The following is an 18822-nucleotide window of genomic DNA, read 5'->3' on the forward strand; positions in this document are numbered from 1 at the left end:
GGTGATCACGAGCACGAACCGCATCGTCGCGCCTTCCGTGCAACGCCTGCGCGTCGAGCAGCTGATCGAGCCTCTCGGGCTGTGGACAAGCCATCCCCGCTTCTCCTGGGAGATCGATGCGGCGGGCATGCGCGACGTGCTGCAGAGCGCCTATGAGATCGAGATCCACGGCGGCGGGCACCAATGGCGCAGCGGTCGGGTCGCGGCCTCAGCATCCGTCCTGGTCGCCATGTCCGGTTTCACCGCCCGCTCCGCCACGCCTTACAGCTGGCGCGTTCGCGTGTGGATCGGCTCGGACGAGACGCCCACGGAGTGGGCGGAGTCGACCTTCGAGACGAGCTTGCTGACCGACGCCGACTGGACGGCGAACTGGATCCAGCCCGTTCAGGAGGCTGTTCGCCCGGACGGCGCCGCCAACTTCGGCGAGTTGTTCCATCTGCGAATCGCCTCGCCGCCAGAGGAACGGCTCCTGCCCACCCCGTACGTCCGACAGCAGATCGACCTCGACCAACCGCCCCTCCGAGCGCGGCTTCACATCACGGCGCACGGCATATATCAGGCCGAGATCAATGGTCGACGAGTCGGTGACCAGCTCTTCGCCCCCGGGAACGAGGCGTACGACCACCAGCTCTCCTTCCAGACCTACGACGTCACCGAGCACCTCTCCGCCGGAACAAACGTCATCGGCGCGATCCTCTCCGACGGGTGGTTCGCCGGCCGAGCGGGCATCCTCGGCTCGAGCGCACCCTACGGCGATCACCTCCAGTTGACCTGGCAGCTGCGCGCGCAGTTCGCCGACGGCAGCGAACGCGTCTTCACATCCGATGCGTCGGCGGTCTCCTCGACCGCGGGACCCATCCGGTACGCCGACCTCGCAGTCGGCGAGCGGCACGATGCTCGGGTCGACTGGGATGGCTGGAGCACCGCCGGCTTCGACGATGCCGCGTGGGAGCCGGTCGAGGAGGTCGCGGTCGAACAGCGGCTGGTCCCGTTCGTCGGTGAGCCGATTCGATCCGTCCTCGAACTCCCGGCGAGGTCACTCACGCGCACGCCGGCAGGCGACCGGGTCGTCGACTTCGGCCAGGTCATCGCCGGTCGCGTCCGGTTCCGCGTCGAGGGCGGCGCACGGGGCGACACCGTGCGACTCGAACACACCGAGGTCCTCGACGCCGACGGGAACTACTTCCACAACATCCTCGGTCCCAACAAGGACCAGACCGACGTCTACACACTCGCCGGCACACCGGGCGGCGAGTCCTGGGAGCCGACCTTCACATTCCACGGCTTCCGCTACGTCCGCATCACCGGATTCCCGGACGACGTGGATGTCGGAGACTTCACCGCCGTCGTCACCGCGTCGGACCTCCCGATCACCAGCAGTTTCGAGTGCTCCGATGCGCGGCTGAACCGGCTGCATCAGAACGTGCTCTGGAGCCAACGCGCGAACTTCCTCTCCATCCCGACCGATTGCCCGCAGCGCGAACGGTATGGCTGGACGGGCGACCTGCAGGTCTTCGCCGCGACGGCCGCGACCAACATGTCCGTCGGGCCGTTCTTGACCCGCTGGCTCGCGAACGTCCGCTCCGAGCAGCTGGACGACGGCCGAATCGTCAACATCACGCCCGATCCGCCAGCGCTGCGATTCCTCGCGGACGGGCCGCCTCCGAGCTACGACGACGACATCCTGCTCCTGACATCGTCGGCCGGATGGGGAGATGTCATCGCGGTAGCCCCCTATGTCCTTTACCGCCACTACGGCGACACACGGGTGCTCGCGGACAACTACGACGCGATGCGGAAATGGGTCGAGTACCAGATCCGCAGTGCCGAGAGCGGAACACCGCCGCGGCTCGCCGGCCACACGCTCACCGCGGACGAACGGGCCCGGCAGGCGCTCCTGTGGAACAACGAACCGAACTTCGGCGACTGGCTCGCCCCGAGCACCCTGCGCGGGCCCGGGGGCGCTCAGATCATCGCACCGCGCCGCACGGGTGAAGTCGTCGGCTCTCTCTTCCACGCGTACACACTCGGCCTGGTCTCCGAAATCGCCGGCATCCTTGGGCACACCGATGACCAGACCCGGTTCGCGAAGCGGGCGGACGTGGTTCGTACTGCGTTCGCCGCCGAGTACATCGGCCTGGATGGGCGCATCCCGGGGGGCCTCCAGGGACCCTACGTGCTTGCGCTCGCCTTCGATGCTGTGGCGGATGACCTCCGCCCCCGGGTGGTCGCGAACCTCGTCCGCCTCATCCACGACGCCGGAGACCACCTGGACACCGGTTTCCTCTCGGTGCCTTATCTGCTGGATGTGCTCTGGAGCAACGGTGAGCGTGAGCTCGCGCGCACGCTGCTCTTCCAAGACACCGCGCCCTCATGGCTCTACGAGGTCGAGATGGGTGCGACCACCATCTGGGAGGGCTGGGAAGCCATCCGCTCGGACGGCACTGTCACCGATCTGTCCTTCAACCATTACGCGTTCGGCTGCGTCGATGACTGGATGCATCGTCGGCTGGCGGGCATCCAGCTCGTGGGGGAGGGATTCCGGGAGTCGCGCATCGAGCCCGATTTCCGCAGCGGGCTCGGCTGGGTGAGCGGACTCATCCGCACGCCGTACGGCGACCTCTCCTCGGCGTGGACCGAGACCGACGCCGGTGAGTTCCGCCTGACGGTCCACGTGCCGGCCAACACGACCTCGACAGTCGTCCTCCCGGACGACGCACACGAGTTCGCGGTCCAGGGAGCCGACCTCACACGGCACGCATCACCCGTGATACCGGTCGGTTCCGGCTGGACCGCGGTGTCCTTCCGTCTACCGCGTTCTGCGTCGTCGCGATGACGACGATGGCTCACCTCACGAATCCGCATGAACTCAACGAAACCGCGGGAAGCGCAGCTCAACGGATCGCATCGCAGAAGCGTTCCCCAGCTGCGTGAGCCGGTGCTGACTCGCCGCCGTCGAAGGTGTTGCCCGGTTGATCCTTCCTCCGGGGGCGTCGAAACTCGGGAACGGCGGCTGACGATCAGCCGCCGTTCGTTGCGTCTCCTCGATTCAGTCGGCGATGACGGCGGTAACCGCCGCCGTGCCGGCGGTGGAGCCGGCGCGAGACGGTCGCCCGGCGACGAGCATGACCACGCTGACGAGGACGGCGAGTGCGTAGAACCCGCTCGCGACCCGGAACACGGTTTCGAAGCCGGCAACCTGTGCTGCGACGCCGGCGTGGTCGCCGCTGATGGCGACAAAGACGCTGGCCAGGATCGCGAGGCCGACAGAGCCACCGAGCTGGTGGGCGGTGTTGACCAGGCCCGAACCGGCGCCGGCCTGCGCGTCGGGCACGCCCGCCATGCCGAGCTGGGTGAGCAGGATGATGGCGATACCCTGGCCGATTCCCAGAACCAGCAGCGGTAGCAGCACCCACGGCAGGAACGCGGTGTTCGCCCCCACGGTGGAGAGCCATCCCATCCCGATCAGAGCGATCACCAGGGATGCGATCAGGAGGCGCTCCTGCCCGATCAGGCGCACCAGCGGTCGAACGACGTAGACGGTGGCGAAGAACATGCCGGTGAGCGGGATGAAGCTCAGGCCCGCGAGCAGGGCGCTGAATCGCAGCACCTCCTGCAGGTACTGGCTGAGGAAGTAGAACGTCGAGAACATCGCACCCACGATGAGGATGCGGGCGATATAGGCGCCGGAGCGGGTCCCGTTCGAGAACAGCGCGAGGGGGACGATCGGCTCTGGACTACGTCGCTCCAGCAGGACGAACACCGCGACGAGCGCGGCCGCGAGGGCCAGGCTGCCGAGGACGATCGGCGAGGTCCAGCCGATGGTGCCGGATTCGATCAGGCCCCAGACGAGCGCGGTCATTGCGACGGTGATCGTCAGAGCGCCCAGGAGGTCGAAGCTGCCGCGTCGGCGAGGGGTCTCGGTGAGGAAGCGCGGGGCGAGCAGGACGACGATCAGGCCGATGGGCACGTTGATGAGCAGGCCCCAGCGCCACGAGAGCAGGTCGGTGAAGACGCCGCCGACGATGATTCCGACGCTCGCGCCGGCCCCGATGACCGCGCTGTAGATCGCGATCGCGCGGCTCCGCTGCTCGGGCTCGGGGTACGCGCCCACCAGCAGTGCGAGAGTGGACGGGATGGCGAAAGCCGAAGCGGCGCCCTGCAGAACGCGAGCGGCGAGCAGCGTCGGCACGTTGAATGAGAGTCCGGCGAGCAGCGACGCGAGTGCGAACACTGCGACCGCGATCACGAAGACGCGTCTGCGCCCGGCCAGGTCGCCCACACGCGCGCCGAGCAGCAGCAGGCCGCCGAAGGCGAGCACGTACGCGTTCTGGACCCACGACAGAGACGCGGGCGAGAAGCCCAAGTCTGCGACGAGGCGTGGGAGGGCAGTGGTGACGATGGAGGTGTCCAGCACCATCATGAGTTGGGCGCCCATGATGAGGGCGAGCACCACGGTACGGCGCCACCGGGGCGCCGATGTTGTGGAAGACATGTTGACTCCTTAGGATTAGTGGGGGGATCCCTCCGTTTAGGATAACCGGGGGGACCACCCCACTTATTCCCGGAATGAGGTAGAAGTGTCCGATCGTCCGCTCCGGGCCGACGCTCGTCGCAACCACGAACGGATCGTCGAAGCGGCGACGGCGGTCTTCGCCGAGGCCGGCGCCTCGGCATCGATTGAAGAGGTGGCTCGGCGCGCGGGGGTCGGCAGCGCCACGGTGTACCGGCGATTCCCGACCCGAGCCGCCTTGTTCGAGGCCGTCTACTCGGACCAGGTCGATCAGCTGCTCGCGCCGACGTCGACCGCGGCGGCCTCCCCGGTACAGGCCCTGAGCGAGTGGTTGCGCCGATTCGTGGATTTCATCATCGGCAAGCGAGCGTTCGCGGAAGAGATGGCGCATGACACAGAGATCGTCTATGCGGCCAGGCGTCGCATTTATGCGACCGCCGAACCGCTGCTGGCGGCGGCGCAGGCGGACGGCGCGGTGCGCCCCGACGTCACGGCCGACGACATCCTTCGCATGCTCAGCGGAATCGCCCTCGCGGACTACCCGGACGAGGGACAACTCGATCGGGTCGTCGGGGTGTGCCTCGACGGGCTTCGGATTCAGGGCTGACGTGACGACAACCGCGGGGCATACCCTCTCGCGGGTGGACCGGAGCTCGGCAGGATACCGTCGCCTCAGGTGCTCGACGATGAGGGTCGTGTGGTCGTCGAAGACCATGATCCGGGCGGCTTCGTAGACGCGAACACGTCACGGGCTCTGCCTGTGGCGCGGGCGCGCGCCATTCGATGGCGCACATCCTGATCAGCGGTTCAGGGGACGGCGGGCCCGAGCGATGCCGCCCGCTCGCGCGCGGTGCTGCGGTGCTGGCTCGGGGTGGTCCCCGACGACCGGCGGAAGGCGCGGGTGAATGTGCTGAGCTCGCCGAATCCGCACATCACGGCGATGTCGGACAACGGGATCTGCGTGGTCTCGAGCAAATGGCGCGTGCGGTCCAGACGTCGCTCGCGGATGAAGGCGGCTGGAGTCGCACCATGCTGTTCGAAGACGTTGTGCACTGTGCGCATCGAGACGTTCTCGGCGGTGGCCAGCTGCGCGACACCCAGTGACGGGTCATCGAGTCGTTCAGCGACGATGCGGTCGAACCCGGCGAAGAGTGCGCGATGCGAGCGAGGCGGCGGGGCCAGGCGCAGCTGGCGGCGGAGCATGTCGGTCAGCAGCTCGACGCAGAGCTCGGACACCGCAGCCACCTCCTGTTCGGGAGGCGACGGAGCGAACAGTGTGCGGATGACGCGTGTATAGGTGCGCAGTGCCGGATCGGCGTCGACGCGCACACTGCGGGCGGCCGCCCGCTCGAGCACGCTCGGCACCACCCCGAGACGGTCCACCGACACCTGCAGGACGACGAGGTCCGCCGAACGGGGGAATCGGAGCTCGTATGGCCGGCGCGCGAGGTAGAGGACCCCCTGACCGGGAACGACGTGCGCGACGGTGCCGGACTGCATGACATCGTTCCTGCCGCGTACCTGCAGCGAGAAGAGGGCGACATCGTCGGCCGCGGAGTCGACCAGGCTCGGGGTGCGCGAGACGATGCACGGCGACGATGTGACGCGAGTGAGGGTGCAGGCGTCGCCCACCCGGGTATCGACTCGTCCGGCGAAGGCATCCCGCGACTCGGCCACCTCGAGCGGCACGAACGTCGAGGCGGCAAGCGACTCCCACTCTGCCGTCGAAGAAGCAGTCGCGGTTGTCATGACTCCAGTGTGCGCTCCGGATGCGTCGGACGGATGTCCTCGTGTGAATACCCGATGACATCGGGCGGTGCATGCAGAAATCGTCAAATCGACTGCACATTTCGCCTGCCGCCGTCCCTTCATCTCTGGCTACCGTGACCGCACCGGACACAGAGAGAAGGACCACAATGCCCGCCATCCGCGTCGCTGCCGTTCAGGCCGAGCCCGTGTGGTTCGACCTCACGGCCACGGTCGAGAAGACCATCTCGCTCATCGAGGAGGCATCCGCCGCAGGAGCCGATCTCGTCGCCTTCCCGGAAACCTGGCTGCCCGGCTATCCGATCTTCCTGTGGGCGTACCCCGTGCCCGCGCAGATCCCGTCGTTCGCGCGGTATCACGCCAACTCCTCGGCGATAGACGGACCCGAGTTCGATCGGCTCCGCGCCACTGCGGAGAGATCGGGGATCACCGTCGCGCTCGGGTTCAGCGAGAAATCGCATGGATCGCTCTACATGTCGCAGGCGATCATCGGCCCCAATGGGGACCTCCTGCTGCACCGCCGCAAGCTGAAGCCGACGCACGCCGAGCGCACCCTGTTCGGTGAGGGCGACGGCTCGGGCCTCGTCGTCATCGACACGCCACTCGGACGGGTCGGCGCGCTCAACTGCTGGGAGCACCTCCAGCCGCTCGTCAAGTTCTCGCTCTACGCGCAGCACGAGCAGATCCACATCGCCGGATGGCCGTGCTTCGGCATCTTCAAAGAGCATCCGTCGCTCGGACACGAGGCCTCGATGGCAGTCAGCCGCACCTACGCGCTCGAGGGAGGTGCGTTCACGGTCGTGTCCACGCAGATCCTCAGTGAGGCGGGCGCCCAGAACTTCCTCGTGGATGGCGCGCCCTCGCCGATCATCGATCTGGGTGGCGGCTATGCCCGGGTCTACGGTCCCGACGGTGCGCTGCTGACCGAGAGTCTGGATCCTCGGACCGAAGGCCTCGTCTACGCCGACCTCGACCTCGCCGCCATCGACATCGCGAAGTCGTTCGCCGACCCCGTGGGCCATTACAGCCGCCCGGATGTCTTCCAGCTCACCGTCGATCGGTCCCGCCGCTCCCCGGCGGTTCTGGGTGACGCCCCCGCTGCACCGGACCTCTGGCTCGCCACCGCGCCGGAGTGATCACCCGCACCCGGATCACGAGCCGACCCGGCAGTTGCAGATACGACATGGAGGACCGATGACTCAATTCGCCCAGCTTCTCGAACGAAACCGCCGCTTCGCCGAGACCGTCGATCTCGGGCGTCTCGCGATGCCGACAGCGATGCCGGAACGCCTGCTGCTCGTTCTCACCTGCGTGGATCCACGCGTCGAGCCTGCCGGATTCCTCGGCGTGGGCACCGGTGACGCGGGAGTGCTGCGCAACGCCGGCGGCAGGGTCGATGATCGGGTCATCGAAGACATCGCCTACCTGGCGATGCGACTGCGCGTCCGCTTGGACGTGGCAGTGATTCATCACACGCAATGCGGCACCGGCATGCTGGCCGAGCCGGATTTCCGTTCGGCCTTCGCACAGCGATCCGGAACGGATGTCTCGGTGCTGGCCGAACGCGCCGTCGTCGACCCGGTGGAGACGGTGCGTCTGGATGTCGCTCGGCTCCTCGCGCACCCGACGCTCTCGCCCGACGTGGTCGCGTCCGTGTCCGGCCACGTACTGCGGATGGAGACCGGGCTGGTCGAGACCGTGGTCCCGCAGGCCGCTCCGACGGCTCAGTGATGAACGCGCAGCGTCCGGGCGGGGACATCAGTGGGGCCGGCGTCGTCACCGGGCGCCTCCGCAGTCGCCCGCCAGACACCGGGAAGCACACCGACCGCGTTGCGGAAGAAACACCAACGAAAGGCACACCGATCATGAACATCAAGCCCACCATCGTCCTGATCCACGGAGCGTTCGCCGACGCGTCCGGCTACACCGGGGTCATCGCCCGTCTCGAGGCCGACGGATACCGCGTCGTCGCGCCGCCGAACCCGCTGCGCGGACTCACGTCCGATGCCGACTCCATCCGCACCCGCGTCGCGGCGATCGACGGCCCCGTGGTTCTCGTCGCCCACTCCTACGGCGGAGCGGTGATGGGTGCCGTCGCCGCCGGCCTGACCAACGTCATCGGCCAGGTGTATCTGGCTGCCTTCGGGCTCGACGTCGGCGAGAACTGCCTCGCGATCCAGGACGGCTACCCCGTCTCCCTCCTCGCCACGGAGAACGCCCCCACATCGTACGAGGCGCCGGGCGCCCCCGGCGGTCCCGACCTTTACATCAAGGAGGAGCGATTCCGCGAGGTCTTCGCCGGGGACTCGTCCGTGGCCACCGCGCGTGCGATGTTCGCGACGCAGCGCCCCCTCTCTGCGTTCGCCTTCACGGAGTCCGCCACCGTGCGTGGCTGGGACACCACCCCGACCTGGTACCTCATCTCCAGCGAAGACAACGCGATCCCGCCGAAGCTCCAGGAATTCATGGCCGCTCGAATGAACGCACACACCGAGACCATCGAGGCCTCCCACACGGCGTTCGTCGCCCACCCGCACACGGTGGGACGCTTCATCCACCGCGCTGTCGAGGACTTCACCGCCTCCAGCGCGGCCTGACAGCTCTGCCGGTGATGGGCGGACCTCGGCCGAGGTCCGCCCATCCGCGCCCGACTCTCGGTCGAACGCACGACGCACCGTCTGCCACGTCCCTTGGGGTCTAGGCGGAGAGGCGCCACACCACCGACGTATCGAGGATCTTTCCTTCGGGCGGGATGCCGACCCGCCCGATCTGGTCGAGCACCAACTGCGCGGCGGCCTCTCCGAGTTCGGCGGCGGGTTGGTGCACGGTCGAGAGCGGCGGCTGGCAGCGGAGCGCCCACGCGCTGTCGTCGAACCCGACGACACCGACGTCGTCGGGGACGGTCTTCCCGGCGGTGCGCAGCGTCTCCAGAGCGCCCGCGGCGATGCCGTCCGACGAGGCGAACACTCCGTCGATATCCGGCGCGCGCTCCAGCAGCTGACGCATCCCCTCGGTCCCGGCACTGTGGCTGTACAGCGGGAACTCGACGACGAGCTCGGAGTCGAAGAGCGGGCCCAAGGCCTCACGGAAGCCCGCAAGGCGGTCGCGGCCGGAGTCGCGGTCGAGCGCGCTCGCGATCATCCCGACACGTCGCCGGCCGGTCGCCACGAGGCGCGCGCTGATGGAGCGCGCCGCGGCGACGTTGTCGATGCCGACATAGGCGATCCCCTCGATGCCCGGTGGGCGTCCGACGAACGCCGCGGGGATGCCCATCGTGGCGACGGCCTGTGCGATGGGGTCGAGGGCGCGGGCGGAGATGATGATCACGCCATCCACGAACCCCCCGCGGAGGTATTCGGCGACGCGATCGCTGTCGCGCGTGGAGTCGATGATCAGCGTGACGAGCTGGTAGTCGGCCTGCGAGAGCACGGTGTTCGTGCCGAGGAGGATGGTGCCGATGTTCGGGTCTTCGAGGAACAGCGAGTGCGGCTCGTGGACGATCAGCGCGATCGCGCCCGACCGTCGCGTCTTCAGATTCCGCGCCGCGGTGTTGGGGACGTAGCCGACTTCGAGGATCGCGGATTCGACGGCGGCCCGTGCTTCGGCGGAGACGTATGGCTCGCCGTTGATCACGCGGGACACGGTGCCTCGCGACACCCCGGCCGTGCGCGCGACGTCATGGATCGTCGCCGGGCGCGGGCGAGCCGCCTCGGAGGTCATATGGCCACCTTAGCTTGACAACCGCGTCAGGCCGCACATAGTCTGTGCACGTTCCCAGAGAGTTTCAGTCGGTACGGTTCCACTGCAACTGGGAACGTTCACAGATTCGACGAGGAGGTCACGATGTCGCCCAGCAGCTCAGTCGGTTCGGCACTGACGACGCTGACGTCGTCGGGGGAGACCGGGAGCCGGCTGGCGTTCGGATGCGACTACAACCCGGAGCAGTGGGATCCGGCGGTGTGGCCGGAGGACATCCGCCTCATGCGTGAGGCGGGCGTGACCATCGTGGCGATCAACGTCTTCGGGTGGGCGCAGGTCCAGCCGCAGCCCGACGTCTTCGACTTCTCACGCCTGGACGCGATCATCGAGCTGCTCCACGCGGCCGGCATCGGAGTCAACCTCGGAACCGGCACCGCGTCCCCGCCGCCGTGGCTCAGCACGCGGCACCCGGAGATCCTGCCGGTGGACGCGAACGGCATCCGCGCCTGGCCCGGCGGCCGGCAGGCGTACTGTCCGAGCTCGCCGGTGTTCCGTGCGGCAGCCGAGCGCCTCGCCACGGAGGTCGCCACCCGCTACGGCTCGCACCCCGCGGTACAGCTCTGGCACGTCTCGAACGAACTCGGCTGCCATAACGCGCACTGCTACTGCGACGTCTCCGCCGCGGCCTTCCGCGACTGGCTCCACGCCAAGTACGAGACGCTCGACGCGCTCAATGCGGCATGGGGCACGGCCTTCTGGAGCCAGCGCTACGGAGCCTGGGAGGAGATCCTCCCGCCCCGCCGCACGCTTTCCGCGGGAAACCCCGCGCAGGCGCTCGACTTCGCTCGGTTCAGCTCCGACGAGGTGCTGGAGTGCTACCGGGTCGAGGAGCGCGTTCTCCGCCGGTTGAGCACCGTACCTGTGACCACGAACTTCATGGTGACCGCGCACATCCGCAACCAGGACTACTGGCGGTGGGCGCCGCACATGGACGTCATCGCCAACGACCACTACCTCGACCATCGCCTTGCCGACCCGCACCAGGAGCTCTCGTTCGCGGCCGACACGACCCGTGGGCTCGCTGACGGTGCCCCGTGGCTGCTGATGGAGCAGGCCACCAGCGCCGTCAACTGGCAGCCGCGCAACATCGCGAAGACGCCCGGCGAGCTGATGCGGAACACCTTCGCCCATGTCGCCCGGGGCGCGGACGGCGTCTGCTTCTTCCAGTGGCGTGCCTCGGCCCAGGGCACCGAGAAGTTCCATTCCGCATTGCTCCCGCACGCCGGAACGGACAGCCGCAAGTGGCGGGAAGTCCTGGAGGTGAGCAACGCGTTGGGCTCTGTCCGCGAGGTGGCGGGAACGCGCGTGGTCGCCGATGCCGCAATGATCTTCAGCTGGGAGGCGTGGTGGGCGACCGACCTCGACTCGCACCCGTCGGAGGAGCTGCGCTACCTGGAGCAGACGCACGCGATGTACCGCGCGCTGTGGGAGGCGGGCATCACGGTCGACGTCGTGAAGCCCGGAGCCGACCTCTCTGATTACCGCATGGTCGTCGTACCGTCCCTGTACCTCGTCCGCGACACCGAGGCGAAGGCTGTGACCGACTTCGTGGCCGACGGCGGAACCGCCGTCATCACTTTCTTCTCCGGCATCGTCGATGAGGACGATCGCGTGCGCCTCGGGGGCTACCCGGGCGCCTTCACGCACCTCCTCGGCCTCCACGTCGACGAGTTCTTCCCGCTCGGCGCGGGCGAGAGCGTGACCCTGACCGATGGGGCACGCGGCACCATCTGGACCGAGCACATCCTGCCGGGCACCGCGGAGGCGCTGGCCGCCTACGAGGACGGCCCGGCCTCCGGGTCGCCCGCAGTCACCCGCAACACATCCGGTCGAGGCGCCGCCTGGTACGTCGGAACCGCGCTCGACCAGCCGGATCTGAGCGCCCTGCTGGTCCGAGCCGCGCACGAGGCCGGTGTCGCCGTTCCCGCGGATCACACCGAGGGCGTCGAGTCCGTGCTGCGTCGCGGACCCGACGCCGATTACCGCTTCTTCATCAACCACACGGACGCGGCCCTGAGGGTCGACGCCGCAGGGCTCGAGCTGCTCACCGGGGCCCTCGTCGACGGGCTGGCGCTGCCGCCCGGAGCGGTGCGCGTCGTGAAGACGACACGCGAAGACTGAGAAAGGACAAGAGATGACAACGATGTCACCCCCCACGACAGGGGCCACGAGCGCGCAAGCCGCGCGGTCGCGGCCATCCCGCCGCCGCGGAATGAGCCTCTGGCCGGCCCTGCTGGTCTTCGTCGCCCCGTTCGGGCTGCTCTACGCGCTCTTCTACGCCGTGCCGATCGGCTACGCGATCTACCAGTCGTTGCTCACCGTGGAGCGGCAGGGGACGTTCGGGCCGGCGACGCAGGTCTTCGGAGGCCTCACCCAGTACGTGCAGGTCTTCCAGGACACCGCGTTCTGGACCTCGGTCGGGCGCGTGCTCGTCTTCGGTGTCGTCCAGGTGCCCGTGATGCTGTTCCTGGCGCTGGTGTTCGCCCTCCTGCTGGACTCGCCGCTGCTGCGCGGCAAGAAGTTCTTCCGGCTCGCGTTCTTCGCCCCCTACGCGGTCCCGGGCGTGATCGCCGCGATCATGTGGGGCTTCCTGTACTCGCCCTCGCTGTCGCCGTTCAGCAATCTGACGGCGAACGTGGACTTCCTCGGCGCCGATCTGGTGCTCTGGTCGATCGCGAACATCGTCACCTGGGTCTACGTCGGCTACAACATGCTGATCATCTACTCGTCTCTGCTGGCGATCCCGCAGGAGATCTACGAGGCGGCGAAGCTGGATGGCGCGAACAACTGGCAGGTCGCCGTCCGCGTCAAGATCCCACTGGTCATGCCGGCGATCATCCTCACCGCCGTGTTCTCGATCATCGGCACTCTCCAGCTGCTCGCCGAGCCGCAGACCCTGCGCAGCTTCAGTACGGCGATCAACAGCACCTACACACCGAACCTCACGGTGTACACGACGGCATCCATCCCGAACTACAGCCTGGCGGCTGCCATGTCGGTGGTGCTGGCGCTGCTCACCTTCGTGCTCTCATTCGTGTTCCTCAAGCTCACCCAACGGAGGGCGTTCGCATGACCACCATCACCGCGGCCACCCGCCGCATCAAGCGCAGCGAATCCGCTCCGCGCGGGGCAGCCCGCGAGAACCCGGTCTCCCGCCTCGGCGCGATGCTCGTCATGGCCGTGTTCACGTTCTACTTCCTGATCCCGATCTGGTGGCTCCTGGTCTCGTCGACCAAGACCCGCGGCGAGTTCACGAGCACGGCAGCTCTCTGGTTCACCACCGACTGGTTCTCGAACCTCGTGCGCAACATCGGGCGGCTCTTCACGTACGACTCCGGCGTCTACGTGCACTGGGTCATCAACAGCATCCTGTACGCCGGCGTCGGCGCCTTCCTCGGCACCCTCGTCGCCGGGATGTGCGGGTACGCGCTCGCCAAGTACCGCTTCCGCGGCCGGGAGGTGCTCTTCAACGGGGTGCTGGCCGGCGTCCTGGTGCCGGCCACCGCGCTGGCGCTGCCGCTGTTCCTGATCTTCTCCCAGGTGCAACTGACCAACACGTACTGGTCGGTGTTCCTGCCCAGCATCGTGAGCCCGTTCGGGGTGTACCTGGCGCGGATCTTCGCTGCCGCCAGCGTGCCGGACGAGCTCCTCGAAGCCGCCCGCCTGGATGGCTCCGGCGAGGTGCGCACGTTCTTCACCGTCTCGGTGCGGCTGATGTCGCCCGCCCTGGTGACCATGTTCCTGTTCCAGTTCGTTGCGATCTGGAACAACTTCTTCCTGCCGCTGATCATGCTGCGGGATCAGACCCTGTTCCCGGTGACGCTCGGCCTCTACGCCTGGAACAGTGCGATCGGCCAGGCCCCCGAACTGCGATCACTGGTGATCGTCGGAGCCCTGGTGTCGATCATCCCGCTCATCGTCGCCTTCCTGAGCCTGCAACGGTTCTGGTCCGGCGGACTTGCAGCGGGAAGCGTCAAGTAACCGAACCCGATCACAATCACAAAGGACACATGATGAAAGCACGCACCATGATGGTCGCCGCAGCCGTCGGCCTGACCGCCGCGCTCGCATTGACGGCCTGTTCCGGCCAGAGCTCCAACGGGAGCAGCGCGGCTGCCGGTGACTGCAAGCCCTCCTCCGGCAAGGTCAACCTGACCTTCACCACCTGGGTGCCGGGAATGGACAAGGTCGTCGACCTGTGGAACAGCAAGAACCCCGACATCCAGGTCAAGTTCCAGACCGGTCCCTCGGGCAACTCGGGCACGTACCAGAACTTCTTCAACCAGATCAAGGCCGGCAACGCGCCTGACCTGGGCCAGATCGAGTACGACGCGCTGCCGAACTTCCGGGTCCAGGACGGGCTCACCAACATCGCGGCCTGCCAGCCGGTGAGTGGCGCTCAGAGCAAGTTCGTCGACTGGACCTGGAAGCAGGTCACTTTCGGCGAGAACAACACCGTCTACGCGATCCCGCAGGACACCGGCCCGATCGCCCTGTTCTACCGGAAGGACCTCTTCCAGGCCGCGGGCATCCCGGTGCCCACGACGTGGGACGAGTACGCCAAGGACGCGGCACTGATCAAGGCGAAGGGCGCCTACATCACCAACTTCCCGAAGACCGACGTCAACTGGTTCGCGGGCATGGTGTGGCAGGCCGGCGGCCAATGGTTCAAGAACAACGGCAAAGAGTGGACGGTGAACCTGACGGACGACAAGTCGACGCAGGTCGCGAACTACTGGCAGAAGCTGATCGATGCCGGCGAGGTCTCGAAGCTCGCCTCGTTCTCGGACGACTGGAACAAGTCGTTCGACGACGGCCAGCAGTGGACCTGGGTCTCCGCGGTCTGGGGCGCCTCGACGCTGGAGTCGGGCGCTCCGAGCACGGCGGGCAAGTGGGCCGTGGCTCCGATGCCCCAGTGGTCGGCCGGCGAGAACAAGGCCGGTGACTGGGGTGGCTCCTCGACCGCCGTGCTCAAGGGTTCCAAGCACCCGTACGAGGCGAGCAAGTTCGCCATGTGGCTGAACACCGACCCCGAGGCGCTCGCCCTGGAGAACAAGCTCGGCGGTCTCTACCCGGCCGCCAAGGCCGGCGCCGACCTGCCCGCATTCACCTCCGGCCAGGCCTTCTTCGGGGCCGAGAACATCTACGACGTGTTCAAGCAGGCCTCCAGCGAGGTCGACCCCAACTTCACATGGGGTCCGACCATGACGCAGACCTACACCGACGTGTCCGACGGCTTCGGCGCGGCGCTCGGCGGATCCGGCACGCTGCTGGACGCGCTGAAGACCGGGCAGCAGAAGACGATCGACGCACTGAAGGCCCAGTCGATCCCCGTCAAGGGATAGCCGCGGCCAGCACGTTGTTGCCTGCGGGCCGCGGGCGTCGACAGGGACCTTGTCGACGCCCGCGGCCCGGATCGCTGGGAGGGCCTCCGCCGTGGAGGTCGGGAAGGATGCCAACGCATGTTGGAGAATCACATCAATGCGCAGACGCGCAGCGACGCGCTGCGTGCGCTCGCCGCCGCCGGCAAGGATGAGGAGCCGCTCGACGTCCTGGTGATCGGCGGGGGCGTGACAGGCGCAGGTATCGCTCTGGAAGCGGCCAGTCGGGGCCTGAAGACCGCTGTCGTGGAGGCTCAGGATTGGGCGGCCGGCACATCCAGTCGCTCGAGCAAGCTGATGCACGGCGGACTGCGCTACCTGCAGATGCTGGACTTCAAGCTCGTTCGCGAGGCACTGACCGAACGCGACCTGCTGCTGAAGAGCCTTGCCCCGCACCTCGTGCGGCCGGTTCCCTTCCTCTTCCCCCTCAAGCGTCCGATCTGGGATCGGCTCTACATCGGCGCGGGGATCGCGCTGTACGACGCTCTCGCGTCGCTGAGAAGGGGCCCGCGACCGTTGCCCTGGCACCGGCATCTGGGACGCCGGGGTCTGGAGAGGGTCTTTCCGGCGTTCAGCCGTCGGGCGGCGGTCGGGGCGATTCAGTATTGGGACGCCACCGTCGACGATGCTCGCTTCGTGACCACGCTCGTGCGCACCGCCGTCGGCCACGGCGCGCGCGCAGCATCCCGCGTGCAAGTCGTCGGTCTCACCAAGGACGCCGCGGGCCGGGTCGACGGTGCGACGCTCATCGATCTCGAGACGGGCGAGCGGTTCGAAACCCGCGCGACGGTGGTCATCAGCGCCACGGGCGTGTGGACCGAGGAGACGCAGGGCATGGCCGCGGACAGCGGCCTGAAGGTCCTGGCGTCGAAAGGCATCCATGTCGTCGTCCCCAAGGATCGGATCCAGGGTGACCCGGGCCTGATCCTGCAGACGGCGTCGAGCGTGCTGTTCGTGATCCCGTGGTCGAGGTACTGGGTGATCGGCACCACGGATACGCCGTGGACCGAGGACCTCACGCACCCGGTGCCGACCGCTCGGGACATCGATTACGTCCTCGCTGAGGCGAACAAAGTCCTCACGCGGCCGTTGACCAGGGCCGACGTAGTCGGAACGTGGGCGGGGCTGCGTCCCTTGCTCCAGCCGCAGATGAAGGACGGCACGGTCTCGGCGAAGGTCTCGCGGGAGCACACCGTCGCCTCGCCCGTCCCCGGTCTCGTCTCCATCGCGGGCGGCAAGCTGACCACCTATCGGGTCATGGCCCGGGACGCCGTCGACTTCGCGCTCGGACCGGAGGCCCAGGCCCATCCCTCGCGGACGGCGGACGTCCCGCTCGCGGGTGCGGGTGGCCCGGACGCCGGCGAGCGTGATGCGGCAGCCTTGGCCCGACGGTTTCATCTGTCGGAGAGGATGGCCGATCACCTCGTGCACCGCTACGGCACCGACACGGCCGAGATCGCCGCGATCTGCGATGCCGATCCGCAGGCGGCGACGCCGATCTCCGGAGCACCCGCATACCTGCGTGCGGAGGTGGTCTTCGCCGTGCGAGCGGAGGGCGCACTCCACCTGGATGACCTGATGAACAGGCGCACCCGGATCAGCTACGAGTACGCCGGACACGGGGTGGACGCGCTCGAGGAGGTGGCATCCATCGCCCAGTCGGAGCTGGGATGGACGCAGGCTCAGCTGCAGAAGGAGATCCGTCACTACATGGATGCTGCGAAGGCCTACGAGGCGGCTCTCCAGGAGCCGGATGACGGGACCGCGTCCCGGGCACGGCTGGCCGCGGCAGAGCTCGTCCCGCTCCACCGCGATTGAGGCGCGGAGCCGTCCGGACATCGTCATGCCAGAGTTCATCCTCGCCATCGATCAGGGTACGACCAGCACCCGCGCCGTCGTGTTCGACCATTCGGGGCGGCCCGTCTCGACGGGCCAACTCGCCCACCGCCAGATCTTCCCCCGCCCGGGATGGGTCGAACATGACCCGATCGAGATCTGGGACAACGTCGGACACGTGATCGGGACGGCCCTGGCGGGTGCGAACATCCAGGTGGACGACCTCGCTGCGGTCGGCATCGCGAACCAGCGTGAATCGACGGTGGTGTGGGACCGGCGGACGGGCCTTCCCGTCTACAACGCCATCGTCTGGCAGGACACGCGCACTCAGCCCATCGTCGATGAACTCGCGCTCGACGGCGGCCTCGACCGGTACAAGGGGATCACGGGGCTGCCCCTGGCCACCTACTTCTCCGGCCCCAAGGCAGCATGGATCCTCGAGAACGTCAGTGGAGCCCGCGCCGACGCCGAAGCCGGGCATCTGCTGTGCGGCACCGTCGACTCCTGGCTGATCTGGAACCTCACCGGTGGCGTGGACGGCGGCTTGCACGTCACCGACGTGACCAATGCCTCGCGGACGCTGCTGATGGATCTCACCACCCTCCAGTGGCGCGGCGACATCGCCGCCGACCTGGGTATTCCGCTGTCGATGCTGCCCACAATCCGATCGTCATCGGAGGTGTACGGGACCGGCCGAGGCCTGCTTTCGGGCATCCCCATCGCCGGTGTCGTCGGCGACCAGCAGGCAGCGATGGTCGGGCAGGCGTGCTTCCGTGCGGGCGACGCCAAGAACACCTATGGCACGGGCAACTTCCTGTTGATGAACACCGGCCGGCGCCCGATCATGAGCAACCACGGGCTGCTGACGACGGTCTGCTACCAGCTCGGCGCTGAGCCGCCGGTCTACGCCCTCGAGGGCTCGATCGCGGTCACCGGATCTCTGGTCCAGTGGCTGCACGACAACCTCGGCATGTTCGAGAACGCCGCCGACGTCGAGAAGCTCGCGCTCCAGGTCGAGGACAACGGAGGCGTGTACCTGGTGCCCGCGTTCTCAGGACTGTTCGCGCCGCATTGGCGGCCCGATGCGCGGGGCGCCATCCTGGGCCTGACCAGATACGTCACCAAGCAGCACATCGCCCGGGCGGCGCTCGAAGCCACCGCGTACCAGACCCGCGAGGTCGTGGAGGCGATGAATGCCGATGCACGAGTGGAACTGACCGAGCTGCGGGTGGACGGAGGGATGGTCGGCAACGGACTGCTGATGCAGTTCCAGGCGGATCAGCTGGGTGTCGACGTCATCCGTCCCGAGGTCACCGAGACGACAGCGCTGGGCGCGGCCGTGGTCGCCGGCATCGCCGTCGGGTTCTGGCGCGGCGAAGACGACGTGAAGGCAACCTGGCAGGAGAGCGCCCGCTGGGTGCCGAACGCTCCTCGCAGCGACACCGAGCGTCTGTTCCGCAACTGGAAGAAGGCCGTCGGCAGGACTCTGGACTGGGTCGACGACGACGTGAACGAGTAGCACCGCGCCGTCTGCCACTCGAGCGATACTCCGGGGGCTCCTCGACA

14 protein-coding genes are annotated in these 18822 nt (G+C 67.8%); 11 read left to right on the plus strand and 3 right to left on the minus strand.

Annotation, left to right across the window (positions count from 1 at the left end; genetic code table 11):
- Nucleotide 1: 1 nt before the first annotated feature.
- The gene (locus AC0NZN_RS10240) at nt 2–2836 is read left to right on the plus strand and encodes an alpha-L-rhamnosidase (protein ID WP_474592194.1); all 2835 of its coding nucleotides are present in this window, start codon (nt 2–4) and stop codon (nt 2834–2836) included.
- Nucleotides 2837–3049: 213 nt separating this feature from the next.
- Here the strand turns inward: AC0NZN_RS10240 and AC0NZN_RS10245 are convergent, their stop codons facing one another.
- Nucleotides 3050–4495 (minus strand): MFS transporter, encoded by a 1446-nt coding sequence (locus AC0NZN_RS10245; RefSeq protein WP_474592195.1) that lies wholly within the window; start codon nt 4493–4495, stop codon nt 3050–3052.
- Between the two features lie 85 nt (nt 4496–4580).
- Between AC0NZN_RS10245 and AC0NZN_RS10250 the strand changes: the two genes are divergently transcribed.
- On the plus strand, nt 4581–5120 hold the full coding sequence (locus AC0NZN_RS10250; RefSeq protein WP_474592196.1) for a TetR/AcrR family transcriptional regulator: 540 nt from the start codon (nt 4581–4583) through the stop codon (nt 5118–5120).
- A gap of 200 nt (nt 5121–5320) precedes the next feature.
- Here the strand turns inward: AC0NZN_RS10250 and AC0NZN_RS10255 are convergent, their stop codons facing one another.
- On the minus strand, nt 5321–6262 hold the full coding sequence (locus AC0NZN_RS10255) for a helix-turn-helix domain-containing protein (protein ID WP_474592197.1): 942 nt from the start codon (nt 6260–6262) through the stop codon (nt 5321–5323).
- Nucleotides 6263–6429: 167 nt separating this feature from the next.
- Between AC0NZN_RS10255 and AC0NZN_RS10260 the strand changes: the two genes are divergently transcribed.
- From AC0NZN_RS10260 to AC0NZN_RS10270, 3 genes are all read left to right on the plus strand, one after another.
- Complete coding sequence (locus AC0NZN_RS10260) at nt 6430–7416, plus strand: carbon-nitrogen hydrolase family protein (protein ID WP_474592198.1); 987 nt, start codon at nt 6430–6432, stop codon at nt 7414–7416.
- A 58-nt stretch (nt 7417–7474) separates the two neighbouring features.
- Entirely contained in the window at nt 7475–8011 is a 537-nt protein-coding gene (locus tag AC0NZN_RS10265) for a carbonic anhydrase (protein ID WP_474592199.1), read from the plus strand.
- 134 nt (nt 8012–8145) lie between these two features.
- Complete coding sequence (locus AC0NZN_RS10270; RefSeq protein WP_474592200.1) at nt 8146–8877, plus strand: alpha/beta hydrolase; 732 nt, start codon at nt 8146–8148, stop codon at nt 8875–8877.
- Nucleotides 8878–8977: 100 nt separating this feature from the next.
- On the opposite strand, the gene AC0NZN_RS10275 is transcribed toward AC0NZN_RS10270, so the two are convergent.
- On the minus strand, nt 8978–10000 hold the full coding sequence (locus AC0NZN_RS10275) for a LacI family DNA-binding transcriptional regulator (protein WP_474592201.1): 1023 nt from the start codon (nt 9998–10000) through the stop codon (nt 8978–8980).
- 123 nt (nt 10001–10123) lie between these two features.
- Between AC0NZN_RS10275 and AC0NZN_RS10280 the strand changes: the two genes are divergently transcribed.
- From AC0NZN_RS10280 to glpK, 6 genes are all read left to right on the plus strand, one after another.
- On the plus strand, nt 10124–12160 hold the full coding sequence (locus tag AC0NZN_RS10280; protein ID WP_474592202.1) for a beta-galactosidase: 2037 nt from the start codon (nt 10124–10126) through the stop codon (nt 12158–12160).
- Nucleotides 12161–12251: 91 nt separating this feature from the next.
- Nucleotides 12252–13112: a carbohydrate ABC transporter permease gene (locus AC0NZN_RS10285; RefSeq protein WP_474592272.1), complete on the plus strand. Its 861-nt coding sequence runs from the start codon at nt 12252–12254 to the stop codon at nt 13110–13112.
- Nucleotides 13109–14020, plus strand: coding sequence for a carbohydrate ABC transporter permease (locus AC0NZN_RS10290; protein ID WP_474592203.1), 912 nt, complete (start codon nt 13109–13111; stop codon nt 14018–14020). Before AC0NZN_RS10285 ends, AC0NZN_RS10290 begins: the two co-directional genes overlap by 4 nt.
- Nucleotides 14021–14052: 32 nt before the next feature.
- Nucleotides 14053–15384 (plus strand): ABC transporter substrate-binding protein, encoded by a 1332-nt coding sequence (locus AC0NZN_RS10295; RefSeq protein ID WP_474592273.1) that lies wholly within the window; start codon nt 14053–14055, stop codon nt 15382–15384.
- Between the two features lie 117 nt (nt 15385–15501).
- The gene (locus AC0NZN_RS10300; RefSeq protein ID WP_474592204.1) at nt 15502–17238 is read left to right on the plus strand and encodes a glycerol-3-phosphate dehydrogenase/oxidase; all 1737 of its coding nucleotides are present in this window, start codon (nt 15502–15504) and stop codon (nt 17236–17238) included.
- A 25-nt stretch (nt 17239–17263) separates the two neighbouring features.
- Nucleotides 17264–18775, plus strand: coding sequence for a glycerol kinase GlpK (gene glpK / locus AC0NZN_RS10305; RefSeq protein ID WP_474592205.1), 1512 nt, complete (start codon nt 17264–17266; stop codon nt 18773–18775).
- Nucleotides 18776–18822: the final 47 nt, after the last annotated feature.

Source organism: Microbacterium sp. sgz311019 (assembly GCF_056135325.1).

Bases quoted from the DNA above. Each gene is read 5' to 3' on its own strand.
- AC0NZN_RS10275 (WP_474592201.1), bottom strand. From the start codon at position 10,000: ATGACCTCCGAGGCGGCTCGCCCGCGCCCGGCGACGATCCATGACGTC.
- AC0NZN_RS10295 (WP_474592273.1), top strand. From the start codon at position 14,053: ATGAAAGCACGCACCATGATGGTCGCCGCAGCCGTCGGCCTGACCGCC.
- AC0NZN_RS10245 (WP_474592195.1), bottom strand. From the start codon at position 4,495: ATGTCTTCCACAACATCGGCGCCCCGGTGGCGCCGTACCGTGGTGCTC.
- glpK (WP_474592205.1), top strand. From the start codon at position 17,264: ATGCCAGAGTTCATCCTCGCCATCGATCAGGGTACGACCAGCACCCGC.
- AC0NZN_RS10300 (WP_474592204.1), top strand. From the start codon at position 15,502: ATGTTGGAGAATCACATCAATGCGCAGACGCGCAGCGACGCGCTGCGT.
- AC0NZN_RS10280 (WP_474592202.1), top strand. From the start codon at position 10,124: ATGTCGCCCAGCAGCTCAGTCGGTTCGGCACTGACGACGCTGACGTCG.
- AC0NZN_RS10265 (WP_474592199.1), top strand. From the start codon at position 7,475: ATGACTCAATTCGCCCAGCTTCTCGAACGAAACCGCCGCTTCGCCGAG.
- AC0NZN_RS10260 (WP_474592198.1), top strand. From the start codon at position 6,430: ATGCCCGCCATCCGCGTCGCTGCCGTTCAGGCCGAGCCCGTGTGGTTC.
- AC0NZN_RS10270 (WP_474592200.1), top strand. From the start codon at position 8,146: ATGAACATCAAGCCCACCATCGTCCTGATCCACGGAGCGTTCGCCGAC.
- AC0NZN_RS10255 (WP_474592197.1), bottom strand. From the start codon at position 6,262: ATGACAACCGCGACTGCTTCTTCGACGGCAGAGTGGGAGTCGCTTGCC.
- AC0NZN_RS10290 (WP_474592203.1), top strand. From the start codon at position 13,109: ATGACCACCATCACCGCGGCCACCCGCCGCATCAAGCGCAGCGAATCC.
- AC0NZN_RS10285 (WP_474592272.1), top strand. From the start codon at position 12,252: ATGAGCCTCTGGCCGGCCCTGCTGGTCTTCGTCGCCCCGTTCGGGCTG.